Here is a 17,326-nt window from a genome sequence, read left to right as displayed (position 1 = left end):
GTTGTACGGGAAGAACAGGAAGGCCGTGAGTATTGAACATCAACGGCACTTGCGCAGTCACCCATGCAAAAGACACCCCAGCGCCCGCGTGCAATGCCGGCGCAAACCGCTACTGGTTGCCGCCGATGTGCATCTGGTAGGCCGCGCCGTTGGAAAAGGTGCAGGTGCCCGCGCCTTGGTACGGGGTGTTCATCTGGTATTCGCACGACATGAACAGACCTTGCGGGCTGAACGCGCTGGCCACACCACGGCGCTCTTCGTTGGACACGCGGGTGGCCTCGCCGGTCAAGACCTCCCCTTGGTAAGACACGTTGAACACGCCTTTGCCGGTCATCATGTTGGTGACGGAACCCGTGATCACGCCGGTGCGGGTGGCCACGTCGTTGGACGGGTACAGGCGCACCGGCAAGGTGGCTGGCGCCACGCGCCCAACGGCGGCGGGCGGTGCCACAGTGCCCACCGGAGGCAACGGGTAGTGCTGGTAGATCACGCCGCCGTCTGGCGTGCGCTCGGGCACCACGTAACAACCCGTCAAAACGGCGCTGGCCAGCAACGCAACACCCCAAACCGCGACATCTCGCATGGCAATCTCCTCAACCGTTGATGAAAACCCGCAGGCTTTCAATCTACGTGGGCGAGGGGCCGCGGCCATTGCGTCGCATCAACGGCCCGTGATACCGATGCCGTGGCGACGCGGAAAAGAAAAGGTGGTCAAACTTTGGGAAAACCCGGCAGAGCCCGCAGCGCAGCCGCCACCGCCGGCACGATGCTCACCGCATTGCTGGGGTGGGCAATGCAGTCGGTGCTCCAGATGGCGCCCACGCCAGCGTGGCGCACCAGCTGCTCGGCGCCGGGGGCAAACAGCGCGTGGGTCACCGCCACGTCCACCGACGCAGCGCCGGCTGCGCTCAGCAACTCAGCGGCGCGCGCCAGGGTGTGGCCGGAGCTGGCCACATCGTCGATCAGCACCACCGCGCGCCCGGCCACCGGCAAGGCGGGCAGCTCAATGTCCACCTGCCGGTCGCCATGGCGGGTTTTGCGGCACACGGCGTACGCCCAGCCGTGGCGCTGGGCGGCCACCGCCACCCATTGCAGGGCTTCTTCGTCGGGGCCGACCAGCACCACGTCGCCACGCTGGGCGGCAATGTGGTCGGCCAGCAGCGGCGCGCCGCTGAGCACCACCGCGTCGGGCACGGGCACGGCCTCTTCCAGGGTGGCCACGCGGTGCAGGTGCGGGTCGACGGTGATCACGGCGTCAAACAGCGTGGCCAGAAAAGCGCCCACCACCCGCTGGCTGATGGCCTCGCCGGGGTTGAAGGCGATGTCTTGCCGCATATACGCCAGGTAAGGCGCCACCAGCGTGAGGTGCCGGGCACCCAGGGTGCGCGCGGTTTGGGCCACCAGCAGCAGTTCGACCAGCTTTTCGTTGGGCTGGTGCAGGCCGCGCCACACCACCACCCGCGCGGGCAGGCTGGCCGGCAGACGCAGGCGCACCTCGCCGTCGGGAAAGCGGTGGCGCACCACCACGGCCAGTGCCAGCCCGGTGGCGCTGGCGGCGGCTTGGGCGGGGGCTTGTTCGTCTTCAAAACACAGCAGGCAACCTGCGGTGTCGGCCAAGGTTTCGGTCATCAAAACTCCACAAAAACATGGGGCACCTGCTCGGCGCTGCCGATGCTGAAGCCGTGGGAACGGGCGCTGGCCTGGCGGGCAAATTCCAGGTCGGCGGGGTAGCTGGCGTACACGCGGTAGAGCACATCGCGCACGGCCACCGGCTCGCCCAGTTTGCGCATCAGGTCCACCCCGGCACCCTTCACCTTGGGCGCCCCAGCCAGGCGGGCAATTTGGGCAATTTGCAGGTTATCGATGCCGGTCACCACGCCGGACTCAGCGGCCAACACGTCGAGCGTGAGCGCACCCAGCGCCGGGTGGTGGTGGTCAAAATCCCGCCCGCCCTGCGCGGCGATGATGGCGCGCATGTGCGCCAGCGCGCGGCCCGAGTCGAGGATGTCCCTGGCGATCTTGAAACCATCGCCACCGCGCACGTCGGGGCTGCATTCGATGATGCGCCCAGCCAGCCGCAGCGACTTTTGGCGCAGGTCGTCGGGCGCTTGCGGGTCGTTTTCCAGCACCTGCATCACGTCGCGCGCTTCCAGCACCGGGCCCACGCCCCGGCCCACGGGCTGGCGGCCATCGGTGATCACCACGTCCAGCGACAAATGCATGCGCTGCGCCACGTATTCAAACAACCGGCGCAGGCGCTGCGCTTCGGGCATGGACCGCACCTTGGCGGTGGGGCCAATGGGAATGTCCAGCACCAGGTGCGTGGCGCCTGCGGCGATTTTTTTCGACAGGATGGACGCCACCATCTGCCCCGGCGAGTCAATGGACAGCGGGCGCTCCACCGAGATCAGCACGTCGTCGGCGGGCGACAGGTCGGCCGTGCCGCCCCAGGCCAGGCAGCCCTTGTGCTCGCGCACAATTTCGGTGAGCTGGTCAAACGGCAGCTCCACATTGGCCAGCACCTCCATGGTGTCGGCGGTGCCGGCGGGCGAGGTGATGGCGCGCGACGAGGTTTTGGGAAACACCAGCCCGTAAGCCGCCACGATGGGCACCACCAGCATGGATGTGCGGTTGCCCGGGATGCCGCCAATGCAGTGCTTGTCCACCACCAGCGGTTCGCGCCAGTCCAGGCGGCGGCCACTGGCCACCATGGCTTCGGACAAAAAGTACACCTCTTCGCGGTCCAGCTCGCTGCGGTTGCTGGCCACCACAAAGGCGGTCAGCTCGATCTTGGAATAGCGCAGCTCGGCGATGTCGCGCACGATGGCGTGGAAGTCTTCGCGCGTGAGGCGCTCGCCGTTGATTTTGCGAAACAGCGCCGGAATGGACTCCGGCGGCTCGGCCTGCGACACCGAAGCGGGGTGTCCGTCGGCCACTTCGAGCCGGGCAAACGCGTCTTCCGACACACCGAGCTCGTTGCAGCCGACGATGCTGGCGTCGTCCACCACATTGAGCGACGCCAAAATGCGCTTGCCGTTGGCCCGAATTTCCACCTTGGACAGGGCCTGAAAACCTTCAGCGCGGTAGACCGCGCAGTCGCGGTGCAGATAGGCTACGTTCTCGTGGTAGGTGTCGATGGCCACGCGTTTGAGCGTGAGGCTGGCTGGGGGGTCTTTGTGTGTCTCCATGCCGCCACGATACACCGGCTTGAACCGGGCAAAAACAGATCAGCCCACCACCAGCCGCATCACCGGCATCACCTGCTCGGACTCGGCCCGCCGCTCCAGCGCCAGGCGCATGTTCATTTGCGCCACCTCGGTGTGTTCGGCCGCCAGCGCCTGTGCGCGCGCGCCCTCGCCGCGCTTGAGCGCGTCAAACAGCATGTGGTGCTGCCGGTGGGCGTAGAGCATCCAGTCGCGGTCCAGCGCCACCGTGCCCTGCATGGGCAGCATGGCCGAAGCCGGAGCAAACGGCAGCTTGTCGTTCAGCGCCACAGCGCGCTGCAAGGCGCGGTTGCCGCAGGCTTCCAGCAGCAGCGCGTGGAAGCGGTCGTTCATGAGGGCATAAGCGGCGTAGCTTTCCATCGTCAGCGGGTGCTCGGCCAGCAGGCGGTCGCCCTCGTCCAGGCAGGCCTGCAGCTCGCCCTGCAACTGGCGCGGCACGCCGTGTTCGGCCACCAGGCGCGCGGCCATGCCTTCCAGATGCCCGCGAACGGCAATGGCGTCGGCCACCTCTTGCGCGGTGAACTGGCGCACCAGGTACTTGCCGGTGTCGTTGGCCTCCACCAGTCCCTCCTGCTCCAGCGTCACCAGGGCGCCGCGCACCGGGGTGCGCGAAGCCCCCAGCCGCTCGGCCAGTTGCTGCTCGGCCAGGCGCTGCCCGGGTGCGAACTCACCGCTCAGGATCAGGTCGCGCAGTTGCATCAATACGGTGTCTTGCAGGCTCATGGCACAAACTGTACACTAAAACAACAAAACGGTATACCGTTTAGCCATTTCACACCCAACCGCCGCCGGAGACGCCATGAAAGCCGAACACAACGAACGCATCACCCGGGTAGGCCCCGGCACACCCGGGGGCGCGCTGCTGCGCCACTACTGGCAACCGGTGGCCCTGCTCGACGAGTTTGACCCAGCGCTGGACCCGGCCATGGCGGTGCGCCCGGTGAAGGCGGTGCGCGTGCTGGGGCAAGACCTGGTGCTGTTTCGCAATGCCGAGGGCGGCTATGGCCTGCTGGACCGCGATTGCCCGCACCGCGGCGCCGACCTGGCTTACGGCCGCAATGAGGGTGATGGCCTGCGCTGCCCGTTTCATGGCTGGAAATTTGACGTGAGCGGCCAGTGCACCGAAACACCGGGCGAACCCGCGGGCAGCAAGCTGTGCAGCCGCATCCGCCAGCGCAGTTACCCGCTGCTGGAAAAAGCGGGTACCTTGTTTGCCTGGCTCGGTCCCGAGGGCAGCACGCCGCCGCCTTTCCCCGCGCTCGACTGCTTTGAAGCCCCGGCCAGCCACAGCTTTGCCTTCAAAGGCCTGTGGCACTGCAACTGGCTGCAGTCGCTGGAAGTGGGCATTGACCCGGCACACGCCTCGTACCTGCACCGCTTTTTCAACGACGGTTCGATGGAAGACAGCTACGGCAAGCAGTTTCGCGGCGCCAGCGCGGGCGAGGTGGGCGGCGAGCGCTGGCCCATGACGCGGGTAATGCGCGAGTTTGGCCAGCCCGAGATTTCGTTTGAGGCCATGCCCTACGGTCTGCGCCTGACCGCGCTGCGCAAGATGACCGACGCGCTGACCCATGTGCGCGTGACCAACGCGGTGTTTCCGCAGACCTTTGTGATCCCGTTGTCCGAAACCATGACCATCACACAAATGCATGTGCCGGTGGACGACACGCACAACTACTGGTACGCCTTTTTCACCAGCTTCGACGGCCCGGTGGACAAAACCACCATGCGCAACCAGCGCCTGGCCACGGTGACGCTGCCCGACTACGTGCCCAAGTCGGGCCGCCACAACCACTGGGGTTTCAACGCCGAAGAACAGCACAACCGCACCTACCTGGGCATGGGCGAAGACGACATCAACGTGCACGACCAATGGGCCTGCGAAAGCATGGGCGCCATACAAGACCGCACCCGCGAGCACCTGGGCACCACCGACAAGGTGATCCTGGCCAACCGGCGCATGCTGCTGCAAGCCCTGGACACGGTGGAGCAAGGCGGCATACCGCCGGGCGTGGCCGATGCCCGGTTGCACGACCAGATCAGCGGGCCCGACACGGTGGACGGCATTGCGCCCGCGCAAGACTGGCAAGCCTGGTGGCAAGCTGCGGTGCAAGCCAAACGCGCAGCGGCCCCGTGGCGCAACCCGGCTGCACCCGCCGAAGCCCCGGCCAACGACACGGCGGGCGCGGCATGAGCCACTTTGCCCACCGCTGCGGTGTGCATAACGCCGCCCGCGAAGCCGCCTGCCTGCAAACCGCCAAGCTCATGGAAGCCAGCGGCATCGAGCGCGTGCGCCTGGGCTGGTGCGACGCGCACGGCATGCTGCGCGGCAAAACACTCATGGCCCATGCCGCCATCAAGGCGCTGCGCGATGGCTCGGGCATGGTGGGCACCATGATGCTGAAAGACACCGCTGACCGCACCGCCTGGAAGGTGTTTGAGCCCGGCGGCACGGCCGACCTGCCGGGCTTTGCCGGCGCCGCCAACCTGATGCTGCTGCCCGACCCGACCAGCTTCACCCCCCTGCCCTGGCAAGCCCACACCGGCTGGTTGCGCTGCCAGCCCTGGTTTGCCGACGGCACGCCGGTGGCGCTGGACACGCGCCATGTGCTGCAGCAAGCGCTGGCGCGGCTGGCCCAGGCCGGCTACGGGCTCAAGACCGGGCTGGAGGTGGAATTTCACATCTACCGCATCACCGACGCATCACCACAGCTCGACCCCGAGCTCGCCGGCTGGCCCGGCCTGCCACCCAGCGTGGAAATGATCCACCCCGGCTACAACCTGCAGGCCGAAGCCATGATCGACATGGCCGACGAGCCGCTGGGTATCGTCATGCGCACCGCGCAGGCGCTGGGCTTGCCCCTGCAATCGCTGGAAATTGAGCTCGGCCCCAGCCAGGTGGAAGCGGTGTTTGACGCCACCGACGCACTGACCGCCGCCGACCAGATGGTGCTGTTTCGCAACGGCGTGCGCCAGGCGCTGCGCCGCGCCGGCTACCACGCCACCTTCATGTGCCGCCCCCCGTTTCCACACATCATGTCCAGCGGCTGGCACCTGCATCAGTCGCTGGTGAGCCTGGGAGAAGGCCACAACGCCTGCATGCGCAACAGCCCCGCGCCCAGCACCACACCGCTGGACGCGCAGCACACCCTGTCGGACACCGCCAGCCACTGGCTCGCCGGCCTGCTGGCCCACGCCCGCGGTATGAGCGCACTCTGCACCCCCACCATCAACGGCTTTGCCCGCTTTCGGCCCAACGCGCTGGCACCGCAGTCGGTCATCTGGGGGCAAGACAACCGGGGCGCGATGCTGCGCGTGGTGGGTGGCGCGGGCGACCCCGCCACCCGCATTGAAAACCGCCTGGGCGAGCCCGGCGCCAACCCCTACCTGTACATGGCCTCGCAAATACACGCCGGGCTCGATGGCCTGGCGCAGCGCCTGCAACCGCCCCCCGCCTGCGAAACGCCCTACGCCGAAACCGGCGAGAAAATACCCACCTCGCTGGGCGAGGCGCTGGCCGCGCTGCAGGCAGACGAGGCGCTGCGCACCGGACTGGGCGAAGACTTCGTGCGCTATTTCTGCCGCATCAAGCAACACGAAATAGAACGCCACGCCGACGCCAAAGACAAATCCGACTTCGAGCGCCGCGAATACTTTGCCCGCCTCTGAACCCGACACCTTCACCACGACCGACCATGATCCACATCCGCTTCATCTCTGCCGACCACACTGTGCAAGACCTCCAGGCTGCGCCCGGCCAAAGCCTCATGAGGGCCGCCACCGAAGCCAACATCCGCGGCATTGAAGGCGACTGCGGTGGCACCCTGACCTGCGCCACCTGCCATGTCATCGTCGACCCCGTGTGGGCCAAACAACTGCCGCCGCCCGTGGCCGACGAAACCGACATGCTCGACTTTGCCGCCAGCCCGGTGGAGCCCGACAGCCGCCTGTGCTGCCAGATCCAGCTCACCCCCGAACTGGACGGCCTGGTGGTGCGCCTGCCAGCCGCGCAGCACTGAACGCAACACACCCCAGCGGCACCGATAAGATCGTTCACCGACAACCGCCAAGGAAACCCCATGAGCTTCGTCTTCACGCCTCCCGCTGTTGTGTCCGTGCCGGTGCTCGGCACCGCCGAGCGCTTCCCGGTGCACCGCATTTACTGCGTGGGCCGCAACTACGAAGAACACGCCAAAGAAATGGGTTTCACCGGGCGCGAACCGCCGTTCTTTTTTCTCAAGCCGGCCGACACCCTCGTGGTGGCCGACGCGGGCCAGACCGCCACCATTCCCTACCCCAGCCTCACCAGCAACCTGCACCATGAAATCGAGCTGGTGGTGGCCATTGGCCAGGGCGGGCGCAACATCCGCGCCCAAGACGCCGCGCGCCACATTTACGGCTACGCCGTGGGCCTGGACATGACCCGCCGCGACCTGCAAAACGACATGAAAAAACAGGGCCGCCCCTGGTGCATCGGCAAGGCCTACGACCACTCGGCACCCATCGGACCCATCACCCCTGCCGCGCAGGCTGGCGACATCCACCACGCGGCCATCTGGGTGCAGGTGAACGGAGTCGACCGCCAGCGCAGCAACGTGGCCAAACTCATCTGGAGCGTGGCCGAAACCATTGAGCACCTGTCCAAAGCCTGGGAACTGCAGGCTGGCGATCTGATCTACACCGGCACGCCCGAAGGCGTTGGCGCTGTGGTGCAGGGCGACACCATGACCGGCGGTGTGGATGGCCTGACACCCATCAGCATCAAGGTGGCCTAAACCCACGGGTTTACCCTGTGAACGGGTTCTTTATAATTTCTTTTAGTGAAATTAATTTCACCTAGTTAAATTTCAATTGACTTCATCAGCCCAGGTTTTGCGGGTTTGACCTGTAGCCAACGACCGTCCAAAACCCGTACCCTTGCGTGGTCTTTTCCAAGCATTCTTTCCAGCCCGTCCTCCAGGAGAACATCCCCATGATCCAGCGCAGAACCCTGCTCCAATCCGGTGCCGCCGTGGCCCTCGGCGCCCCCGCCCTGGTGGGCTTTGCCCAGCAAAGCGTCACGCTCAAGTTCCACACCTTCATGTCGCCACAGTCCAATGTGTGGCTCAACATGCACAAAGCCTGGATGGACAAGGTCACCAAAGACTCGGGCGGCCGCATCAAGTTCGAAGGCTATCCCGCCATGCAGCTCGGTGGCTCACCGGTGCAGCTGTACGACCAGGCCAAAGACGGCGTGGTCGACATTGTCTGGACCTTGCCCGGCAACACACCAGGCCGCTTCCCGCGCATCGAAGCGTTCGAGCTGCCGTTCATGATGAACAACGCCGAAGCCACGTCCAAAGCCTTCTGGGAATACGTGCAAACCGTGGCCAAAGACGAGTTCCGCGAAGTGCAGCCGATTGCCCTGCAGGTGCACGGCCCCGGCATGTTCCACATGCGCAGCAAGCAGATCAAGACCGCTGAAGACCTGCGCGGCTCCAAGGTGCGCGGCCCCACCCGCCAGATCACCAAGATGCTGTCTTACCTGGGCGCCTCGCCCGTGGGCATGCCGCTGCCGCAAATTCCGGATGCGCTGTCCAAAGGCGTGATCGACGGTTGCGTGATTCCTTGGGAAGTGGTGCCGTCCGTCAAGGTGCACGAGCTGACCAAGTTCCACAGCGAGTTTGACCCCGCTGGCGGCGCCCTGTACACCACCACCTTCATCATGGCCATGAACAAGGCCAAGTACGCCTCGTTGCCGCCCGACCTGAAGGCCGTCATCGACAAGAACTCCGGCATGGAAACCTCGGCCTGGCTGGGCAAGGTCCAGCAGGGTGGCGACGTGCCAGGCCGCGAATCGGCCGTGAAGCAAGGCAACTCGATCTACACCATCCCGGCCGCCGAAGCGCAGGAATTCAAGCGCAAAGCCCGCCTGGTGGAAGTGGAATGGATGCAGGACATGGACAAGCGCGGCTTCAACGGCAAGCAGCTGCTGGACACCGCCAAGGCGCTGATCGAAAAGCACGGCAAGACCACCGGCGCCAAAAAGGCCTGATCCCAATCCACGCGCCGGTGCGGTCAATACCCCGCACCCGCACCGTGACTCCAAGGGCTCCGCAAGGAGCCCTTTTTGTTTCCCCCTACACTTTGCACATGCACCGCAGCCCCATACAACACTGCAGACAATGTGGTTCCCCCGTCGCCTACCGCATCCCCGATGACGGCGACACCAAACCCCGCGCCGTTTGCACCGTTTGCCACACCATCCACTACGAAAACCCGCTCAACGTGGTGGGCACCGTCCCGGTGTGGGGCGCCTCGGGTGAATACGTGTTGCTCTGCAAACGCAACATCGAGCCCCGCTTTGGCAAATGGACCTTGCCCGCCGGCTTCATGGAGCTGAACGAAACCACCGCCCAGGGCGCGGCCCGTGAAACGGTGGAAGAAGCTGGTGCGCAGTTTGAGATGGGCGACATCTTCACCCTGATGAACGTGGCCCGCGTGGGCCAGGTGCACATGTACTACCGCGCCCGCCTGCTGAGCGACCAGTTCAACCCCGGCGTGGAAACCATCGAGGCCCGCCTGTTCACCGAAGCCGAGATTCCCTGGGACGAGATCGCGTTTCGCACCGTCAAGGAAACCCTGGAACACTACTTTGCCGACCGCCAGCGCGGGCAGTTCGGCTTTCACGCCATCGACATCGCCTGAGGGCGCCTGGGAGCCCAGCGCCTCCACGGCGCCAGGCTGCAACACGTCAGATGGCCTGAGCCAAGCGCCCCACACCCTCTTCAATCTTCTCCACCCCCACCGTCGCAAAGCTCAGGCGCAGGGTGGCGTGGTCGGGGTTGTTGGCATAGAACGGCGCGCCGGGCACGAAGGCCACGCCTTTTTCAATCGCGCGTTTAGCCAGCTCACCGCCGTCGGCCACTTGGCCGCCCGCGCCGGTAAGGCGGGCCCACACGAACAAACCGCCTTGCGGTTGCACAAATTCAATGGCATCGCCCAGCTCGCGCCGCAGGGCATTGCCCATGGTGCTGGCGCGCTCGGCGTACACGGCGCGCACCTCGGCCAGCGTGGCGGGCATGCGACCAGCTTTCAGGTACTGCGCCGCCGTGGCCTGGGCAAAGGTGCTGGTGTGGGCGTCGCTGAACTGTTTGCACATGGTGGCTTTGCCCAGCAGCTCGGCGGGGCCGACCATCCAGCCCACGCGCAGGCCAGGGCTGAGCACCTTGCTCAAGCTGCCGCAGTGCACCAGCAGGTCGCGGCTGCCAGGCACGCTGGCGCTCAAGGCCAATAGGCTGGGCGGTGGGGCTTCGCCAAAGTAGAGGTCGCCGTAGGGGTCGTCTTCCACGATCAGTGTGTTGTGCTTCACCGCCATTTCCAGCACACGCTGGCGGCGCTCCAGGCTGAGCATGGCCCCGCTGGGGTTGCCAAAGGTGGGGATGAGGTAGACGAATTTGGGCTTGTGCTGTTCGATCAACTGCTCCAGCTCGTCGGTCTTCACGCCATGGCCGTCCACCGGCGCGGTGATGAGCTCGGCGCCATACAGGCGAAAGCACTGGATGGTGGCCAAAAAGGTGGGCCCTTCAACGATGACCTTGTCGCCGGGGGAAATGAGGGTTTTGCCCAGCAAATCCAGCGCTTGCTGGCTGCCGGTGGTGACGATCAGGTCTTCGGGCTTCACGCCGGTGTTGCCCTTGCTGGTCATGAAGTCGGCCAGCTGCTCGCGCAGCGGGTTGTAGCCCTCGGTGGCGCCGTATTGCAGGGCGGCGCCGGCCTCTTCGGTCAGCGCGGCGTTCACGGCTTCGCGGATGCCGTCCACGTCAAACATGGCGCTGTCAGGAAAGCCTCCCGCAAAACTGATGATGCCGGGCTTGCCCAGCAGCTTGAAGAGTTCGCGGATGGCGGAGGTTTCAACGTTGTTGAGGCGGTCGGCAAAGGGCGTATTGAAGGGCATGGCGGTGTTTTGCAACGGGGTGAAAAGCGGTGGGCTTGATGTTAGCGCCCCTGGGTCGTGGGGCTCGTGCCGTTCGGTACGACAGACCACGCCAACCAAATGGCTGTGGTTTCCAGCCGTTTTCCGGCCTTGGCTGCGTGGCGAATGCGCATAAATTTACCTGATGAACACGAGTCAGTTTCGGAGAACCCCTTGATGACCACCGCCGCCGCTTTCTTCAAAGACCTGACCTTGCCCACGATGCCCGAGGTAGCCAGCGATCTGATCCGATCGCTGAACGAAGACGATGTGCCCCTGGCCGAATTGCGTGAGGCCATTGCCCGCGACCCCGCCCTGGCCGTGCAATTGCTGCGACTGGCCAACAGCGCCCACTACGGCAACCGAGAGAAAGTGAGCACGCTGGACGAAGCGATTGCCCGCGTGGGCGTGAACCAGGTGCGCGCGTTGGCGCTGGCTTCGTGCTTCAACGACGCCTTTCCGGTCGCGCACGGTATTGACCGGGAGGCCTTTTGGCGTGCCAGCCAAACCTATGGCGGTATGAGCCAGTGGCTGGCGAGCAGCATGGGGTCGGACAGCGAACAAGCCTGGCTCACGGGTTTTATGGTGCGCCTGGGCGAGCTGATCATGGGCATGAAATCGCCGTCGTGCGTGGCGGAGTTCGAGCGTCAGCCGCAGGCGCCGGGTGAGCGTTGGCAGCGTCAAAACGCGCTGCTGGGCTTGACCGAAGGACAGGTGAGCGCCGAGCTGGCGCGCTGCTGGAATTTTCCCGACAACATGGTCCGGGCGCTGGACGCTGCAGCCGACCCCATGGCTGCCCAGCCGTTTTCGCGCCTGGGCGCCGTGCTGCACGTGGCCGAGTTGCTGGCCGCAGCGCCCACCCCGAGCGCCGTGGACGGTCTCCCTGTCGATGTATTGACCGCTTTGAACCTGGACCCGATCTGGATCAGTGAGCGCTTGCCACAGGCCCAGCGCTATGTAGACGCCTCGCGCCTGCATTGAGCAGGAATCCGTTTCCTGCCAAGCAACCCGTTCAAGGGCGCTGGAGACAGCCCGGCCAGCGCAGTGGCTGCGGGGGGCCCCGGTGTTTCCCTCCGCAAAAGCGCCCAACCGAACGGACCTTTCCCCCCTTGTTGAGGATGGTCAACGCAGCCCCTCCTGTGGCGAAATACGCTTGCCCGGCGCAACACCGCCGTAAGCTTCCACGCACAGGAGGACGCCATGCCCAAACCCCCGCCGGCCAACGATCGCCACCAGGAAGTGGGCGACGCGTGGATCACCAGCGTGCAACTTCCTGCAGGTGAGCGGGCACAAAAGCGCTTTTTAAGGCAGTTGCAAACCGCACTCGGCAACACGCGCACGCTGGCCTGCCTGACCCCCGGCCCCAGCAGCCAGGTATTTGTGATTCCACAAGCCGCCGAGCAGCAGGCCCGCCAGGCCGGGGCGCTGGCGTCTGACGCAGCCTGGGACGAGCAACTGCGCCAATGGGGCGCTCGGTCCGTCACCCGCCTGAGCCGCAACTTGCTGTTTGCCATGACGCAGCGTGGCAGCGTGGGGGCAGCCACCCCGCAAGCCGCTGCCAAACTCTCAAAAACTGGCCAGGCGCCCCGGGCGCACACGCTGCACGCCGCTAGCGCGCTTGCGCCGCTGTTTCGCGGCCCGTTTGACTGGCATTTGGACGAGCGTGGCGCCAACGTGGTGAATGCCTGGGAGCTGTTTGCGAGCAACCCGCAGTTTCAGGGCGCCCTGCCCTGGGCTGACATACGCGTAGGCCACATCGACACCGGCTACACCGAACACAGCGCGCTGGCCTGGAGCGGCGGTCACAGCAGCACGGTGAAGGTGAGCGACGGCTACGACTTCTGGGACGGACCCCACCACCCCGACCCGCGCGACGAATGGCTGCCCGGTTTTCCCGGCCATGGCACCCGCACCAGCTGCACCATAGCGGGCTTTCTGGTGGACGGGGTGGAGCCGCCCTTTTATGGCGCAGCACCGGGCGCCGCCATCGTGCCTTACCGCGTGACCGACTCGGTGATCATCGACCACGTGAAGGACAAAGTGGGCGCGGCCATACGCCAAGCGGTAGACGGAGGCTGCGGCGTCATCAACATTTCGCTGGGCGCACTGTTTGGCAGCCAGCACCTGTCCAATGCACTGGACTACGCTTACGAACGCGGTGTCATCGTGGCCTGCGCGGCGGGCAATGTCTGGGGCGAGGTCATTTACCCCGGGCGCTACAACCGCTGCATCACCATGGGCGGCGTGGGGCCAGGCATGCGGCCGTGGTCGGGCAGCGCGCTGGGCCAGTATGTGGACCTGTGTGCACCGTCCGACGTGATACGCCGCGTCAGGGCGCAACCGTTGCCGCCGGGCACTGCCGCCACCGGCATCGAGCCCAAAATGGACGGTGACGGCACCTCTTATGGCACGGCGCTGTGCTCGGGCGTGGCCGCGCTCTGGCTCGCGTACCACGGCGTGCCCAACCTGCACAGCCGCTATGCCGCAGGCGGCTTGTGGCAGATTCCGCGCGTTTTCAAGTATCTGCTGCGCCAGACGGCGGTGCGCCCCGCGCAATGGGACACCACCGAATACGGCAGCGGCATCATCAACGCGGCAGCCCTGCTCGCCGCTCCCCTGCCGCCCGACGGAGCGCTGCCAGCGGTGCAACCCGCCGCTGGCGTGTACGACCCCAACGACTGAAGGCCGGGTGCGCACAGATAAACTCGGGCACCATGAAACCCGCCCAGATCGAAGCCTTTTTTGCCACCTTGAAAGCGGGCAACCCGACGCCCCAGACCGAGCTGGAGTACACCAGCGTCTTCGAGCTGCTGGCGGCGGTGTTGCTGTCGGCCCAGGCTACCGATGTGGGCGTGAATAAGGCCACCCGCAAGCTGTTCCCGGTGGCCAACACGCCGCAGAAGATGCTGGCCCTGGGGCTGGAGGGTCTTGAGAATTACATCAAAACGATTGGCCTGTACCGCAGCAAGGCCCGCCACCTGATGGAAACCTGCCGCATCCTGGTGGCGCAGCACGGCGGCGAGGTGCCGGGCACCCGTGAAGCGCTGGAAGCCTTGCCCGGCGTGGGCCGGAAAACGGCCAATGTGGTGCTGAATGTGGCGTTTGGTCAGCCCACCATGGCGGTGGACACCCACATTTTTCGCGTCAGCAACCGCACCGGCCTGGCGCCGGGCAAGACGCCACTGGCGGTGGAGCAGCTGCTGTTGAAACGCGTGCCCGCCGCCTACGCGGTAGATTCTCACCACTGGCTGATCTTGCTCGGCCGCTATGTGTGCCAGGCGCGCAAGCCGCTGTGCCACCAGTGCACGGTGGCCGCGTATTGCGACTACAAGCCGAAAACGCAGGGCTGATGATTTCAGGGTGGCGTCGCCCTGAACACATCAACACGAGTCCAGCACCACAACGGCGCGGGTCATCCCATCCAGGCCTGCACCGCAGGCAGCGCCAGCACCGCCTGCGTGAGCGCGTGCAGCAGGAGCCCCACCAGCGCACCCACCAGGGTGCCGTTGATGCGGATGAACTGCAGGTCGCGGCCAATGTTGTTTTCCAGGGTGCGGCTCATGTCGTGCGCGTCCCAGGCCTGCACGCGCTGGGCCACAAAGCCCACGATGGTTTCACGGCTGCTGTCCAGCAGGCTCAGCAGCACCTGTTGGGCCTGTGTGTTGAGCCAGGCGCGCAGCGTGGCGTCGGCCTGCAGCTGTTGGCCGGCGGCTTGCACCACGCTGGCGATGCGCTCACCCAGGGCGCTTTCGGGTTTCACCGCGTCGGCCCGCAGCGTGCCCATGAGCTCGTGCCACCAGGCTTCAATGGGCGTCTTCCACTGCGGTTGGGCAAGCCAGGCGTCGCGCCACAGGGCCACGCGGGCCTGCCAGTCGGGGTCGGTCTGCAAGCGGTTGATGGACTCGGTCATCCAGCCGTCAAAACGGTGGCGCAGTTCGTGGTCGGGGTCGGCCGCCACGTCGGCCAGGGTGCGGGTGAGCGCGGCCACCAGTTTGCGGGTGGCCAGGCGCGCAGCCATCTGGTCCAGCCCCACGTATTTGAGTTCCTTGAGTTCGCGGGCAATGGCGTCGGTGAGCTTTTCTTGCACCGCCTCTTGCCCGGCCCAGCCCGAAAGCTGCTGCAACAGCCCGTTGAGCCACTGCTGGTGGTGGCCGTGCGCGGTGAGCGCGGCCAGTGCCTGGCCGCCCAGGGTGGCCAGGTCCACCTCGCGCAACAGGCGCTGCGCCAGTTGCGCCACCCACTGGCGTGCGGGGGTCTGGTCCAGCGCGCCCAGCAGGGCAGGCGTGGCCTGCTGCAGCCACTGGCCCACGCGGCGGGCCGCATCAGGCCGGGCCAGCCACTGGCCCAGCGCAGCCGCCATGTCCCAGCGGGCCAGCGTGGGCTGCACGTGTTCGGCGGCCAGAAAATGTTCGTCCAGAAAGCGCGCCAACTGCGCGCCCAGCCGGTCCTTGTTGGCCACGATGATGGCGGTGTGCGGTATGGGCAGGCCCAGCGGGTGGCGAAACAGCGCCACCACGGCAAACCAGTCGGCCAGCGCACCGATCATGGCGGCTTCGGCGGCTGCCGCCACATAACCCCAGGCGGAGTGGCGCGGCTCCAGCAGGGTGGCCGCCGCGTACACCACACCCGCCAGCACGAGCAAGCCCACCGCCAGCATTTTCATGCGAGCCAGGCTGAGGGGGGCGCCGGGGTTTGTTGGGTTCATGGGCTCCAGTGTGCCTGCATCGCGGGTACTTGCTCACCAGTCGAGGCACAGGTGGCCACCGGGCGCAGGCGCGTCCCGGGGCCACTGGTCTACGCTGCCAATCGCCACGGGTGTAGGCACCGCGCCATGGGCCGCCACAAACTGCACCGCCCGGATCACGCCCGCGTGCGTGACCCACACCGCCTCGCGGGCCTGTGACGCGCGCAAATCGTGCAGGGCGCCGGCCACGCGGTCGATCACCTGCTGCGTGCTCTCGGCGCCACCAAAACGGTGGTGGGCGAAATCGGCCATCCAGTCGTCAAAAGCGCTGCGGGGCACGGCGTCCCAGGGCTGCAGCTCCCAGTGGCCAAAGTCCATTTCATTCAGGCGCGTGTCGGTGATGGGCGCGCCCAGGTCGGGCCGCAGCCGCCGCAGTGTGTGCGCCAGTGCCTGCGCGCGGCCCAGGGCCGACACCCACACCGGCAGGCTTGGCGGCAGCAGTTCAGCAGCGGCTTGCGCGGCTTCGCGGGTGAGCGCTTCGTGGGCCGGCACGTCACTGGCGCCGTAGCAGAGCCCGGCGGTCAGGCCCACCTGGGCGTGGCGCAGCAGCCAGAGCTTCACAGCGCCAACGCCAACGCCATGGCCAGGTAAAAGCACACTTCGCTCACCTGCTGCGTGGCGCCCAGGCCGTCGCCGGTGAAGCCCTGCAAGCGGCGGTGCAGCAGGCGCCACATCCATCCCATGCCCATGAGCGCGCCCACCACCGCCAACGCCCACGGTGCGCCCGGCAGCAGCCACCCAGCCAGCGCCATCGCCAGTGCCCACCACAGCAACCCCGCCAGCAAACCGGCCACGGCCATGCTCTCAGCCAGCGGTTTGGACTTGGACTGCGGCGTGTCCCCCACATGCGCCAGCGTGCGAATGACGAACAGCGGCATGAGCCGCGACGTGACGTGCGCAGCAAACAGCGCCACCGCCGCCAGCCAGGCACCGCCGGCCTGCGCCAGCAACACCAGCAACGCCACCTTGGCCACCACCGCCAGCACCAGCGCCAGGGCGCCGTAGGTGCCCACGCGCGAATCTTTCATGATGTCGAGCGCGCGCTCGCGGTTCATGGAGCCGCCCAGGCCATCCACCAGATCGGCCAGACCGTCCTCATGGAACGCACCGGTCAGCAACACGCTGAACACGGTGCAGGCCACAGCGGCCACCCAGGCGGCTGCGGGCTGCGCCGGCAGCACCAGCCACGCGCCATAGAACACCGCCGCGCTCAGCCCGCCCACCACCCAGCCCACGCCGGGGAAGTGGGCCGCACTGGCCCGCAGCATGGCCGGACTGAAACCCACCCAGCCAGCCAGCCGCCCGGTGACCGGGATGCGAGTGAAAAACTGGATAGCCAGCAAAAAATGACGCAGTGGCATCATCAGCCGCCCTGCGCCGCTGGGCACCTTCTCCGCTGGCGAC

The 17,326-nt window shown here is 66.3% G+C and carries 17 protein-coding genes; 9 read left to right on the top strand and 8 right to left on the bottom strand.

Going from position 1 to position 17,326, the window contains the following annotated elements; all coding sequences use genetic code 11:
- Positions 1-109 precede the first annotated feature (109 nt).
- From AC4QBL_RS05385 to AC4QBL_RS05370, 4 genes are all read right to left on the bottom strand, one after another.
- Positions 110-583, bottom strand: coding sequence for a hypothetical protein (locus AC4QBL_RS05385; RefSeq protein ID WP_472906454.1), 474 nt, complete (start codon positions 581-583; stop codon positions 110-112).
- Positions 584-711: 128 nt separating this feature from the next.
- On the bottom strand, positions 712-1,629 hold the full coding sequence (locus AC4QBL_RS05380; RefSeq protein WP_472906455.1) for a ribose-phosphate diphosphokinase: 918 nt from the start codon (positions 1,627-1,629) through the stop codon (positions 712-714).
- Positions 1,629-3,188 carry a thymidine phosphorylase family protein gene (locus AC4QBL_RS05375; RefSeq protein ID WP_472906456.1) on the bottom strand — a complete coding sequence of 520 codons (1,560 nt, stop codon included), beginning with the start codon at positions 3,186-3,188 and terminating at the stop codon, positions 1,629-1,631. The genes AC4QBL_RS05380 and AC4QBL_RS05375 overlap by 1 nt, the downstream gene beginning before the upstream one ends.
- Positions 3,189-3,227: 39 nt before the next feature.
- Positions 3,228-3,947, bottom strand: coding sequence for a GntR family transcriptional regulator (locus AC4QBL_RS05370; protein WP_472906457.1), 720 nt, complete (start codon positions 3,945-3,947; stop codon positions 3,228-3,230).
- Between the two features lie 76 nt (positions 3,948-4,023).
- On the opposite strand from AC4QBL_RS05370, the gene AC4QBL_RS05365 reads away from it, so the two are divergent.
- From AC4QBL_RS05365 to AC4QBL_RS05340, 6 genes are all read left to right on the top strand, one after another.
- Positions 4,024-5,418 (top strand): Rieske 2Fe-2S domain-containing protein, encoded by a 1,395-nt coding sequence (locus AC4QBL_RS05365; protein WP_472906458.1) that lies wholly within the window; start codon positions 4,024-4,026, stop codon positions 5,416-5,418.
- Entirely contained in the window at positions 5,415-6,893 is a 1,479-nt protein-coding gene (locus tag AC4QBL_RS05360) for a glutamine synthetase family protein (protein ID WP_472906459.1), read from the top strand. Before AC4QBL_RS05365 ends, AC4QBL_RS05360 begins: the two co-directional genes overlap by 4 nt.
- 26 nt (positions 6,894-6,919) lie before the next feature.
- A complete protein-coding gene (locus tag AC4QBL_RS05355; RefSeq protein WP_472906460.1) occupies positions 6,920-7,243 on the top strand; it encodes a 2Fe-2S iron-sulfur cluster-binding protein in 324 nt (107 codons plus the stop codon).
- Positions 7,244-7,303: 60 nt separating this feature from the next.
- On the top strand, positions 7,304-7,999 hold the full coding sequence (locus tag AC4QBL_RS05350) for a fumarylacetoacetate hydrolase family protein (RefSeq protein ID WP_472906461.1): 696 nt from the start codon (positions 7,304-7,306) through the stop codon (positions 7,997-7,999).
- A 197-nt stretch (positions 8,000-8,196) separates the two neighbouring features.
- Positions 8,197-9,258, top strand: a complete 1,062-nt coding sequence (locus AC4QBL_RS05345) for a TRAP transporter substrate-binding protein (protein ID WP_472899006.1) — start codon at positions 8,197-8,199, stop codon at positions 9,256-9,258.
- Between the two features lie 98 nt (positions 9,259-9,356).
- Complete coding sequence (locus AC4QBL_RS05340; RefSeq protein ID WP_472906462.1) at positions 9,357-9,911, top strand: NUDIX hydrolase; 555 nt, start codon at positions 9,357-9,359, stop codon at positions 9,909-9,911.
- Between the two features lie 46 nt (positions 9,912-9,957).
- On the opposite strand, the gene AC4QBL_RS05335 is transcribed toward AC4QBL_RS05340, so the two are convergent.
- The gene (locus AC4QBL_RS05335) at positions 9,958-11,160 is read right to left on the bottom strand and encodes an aminotransferase-like domain-containing protein (protein ID WP_472906463.1); all 1,203 of its coding nucleotides are present in this window, start codon (positions 11,158-11,160) and stop codon (positions 9,958-9,960) included.
- 195 nt (positions 11,161-11,355) lie between these two features.
- Between AC4QBL_RS05335 and AC4QBL_RS05330 the strand changes: the two genes are divergently transcribed.
- The 3 genes from AC4QBL_RS05330 (at position 11,356) to nth (ending at position 14,528) form a co-directional block, all read left to right on the top strand.
- On the top strand, positions 11,356-12,159 hold the full coding sequence (locus AC4QBL_RS05330; RefSeq protein ID WP_472899003.1) for an HDOD domain-containing protein: 804 nt from the start codon (positions 11,356-11,358) through the stop codon (positions 12,157-12,159).
- 219 nt (positions 12,160-12,378) lie between these two features.
- Complete coding sequence (locus tag AC4QBL_RS05325) at positions 12,379-13,860, top strand: S8 family peptidase (protein ID WP_472906464.1); 1,482 nt, start codon at positions 12,379-12,381, stop codon at positions 13,858-13,860.
- Between the two features lie 32 nt (positions 13,861-13,892).
- Positions 13,893-14,528 (top strand): endonuclease III, encoded by a 636-nt coding sequence (gene nth / locus AC4QBL_RS05320; RefSeq protein WP_472906465.1) that lies wholly within the window; start codon positions 13,893-13,895, stop codon positions 14,526-14,528.
- A gap of 62 nt (positions 14,529-14,590) precedes the next feature.
- Here nth and AC4QBL_RS05315 read toward each other — a convergent pair whose 3' ends face one another.
- From AC4QBL_RS05315 to AC4QBL_RS05305, 3 genes are read right to left on the bottom strand one after another with little or no spacing between them, the layout of a single operon-like run.
- Positions 14,591-15,883, bottom strand: coding sequence for a DUF445 domain-containing protein (locus AC4QBL_RS05315; protein WP_304840715.1), 1,293 nt, complete (start codon positions 15,881-15,883; stop codon positions 14,591-14,593).
- A gap of 33 nt (positions 15,884-15,916) precedes the next feature.
- On the bottom strand, positions 15,917-16,483 hold the full coding sequence (locus AC4QBL_RS05310; RefSeq protein WP_304840713.1) for a histidine phosphatase family protein: 567 nt from the start codon (positions 16,481-16,483) through the stop codon (positions 15,917-15,919).
- Positions 16,480-17,286 (bottom strand): adenosylcobinamide-GDP ribazoletransferase, encoded by an 807-nt coding sequence (locus AC4QBL_RS05305; RefSeq protein WP_304840711.1) that lies wholly within the window; start codon positions 17,284-17,286, stop codon positions 16,480-16,482. Before AC4QBL_RS05305 ends, AC4QBL_RS05310 begins: the two co-directional genes overlap by 4 nt.
- Between the last annotated feature and the right edge of the window lie 40 nt (positions 17,287-17,326).

Source organism: Hydrogenophaga sp. L99 (assembly GCF_058731905.1).
Note: the sequence above shows the minus strand (reverse complement) of the source record. Positions and strands in the feature narration are given on the sequence as shown.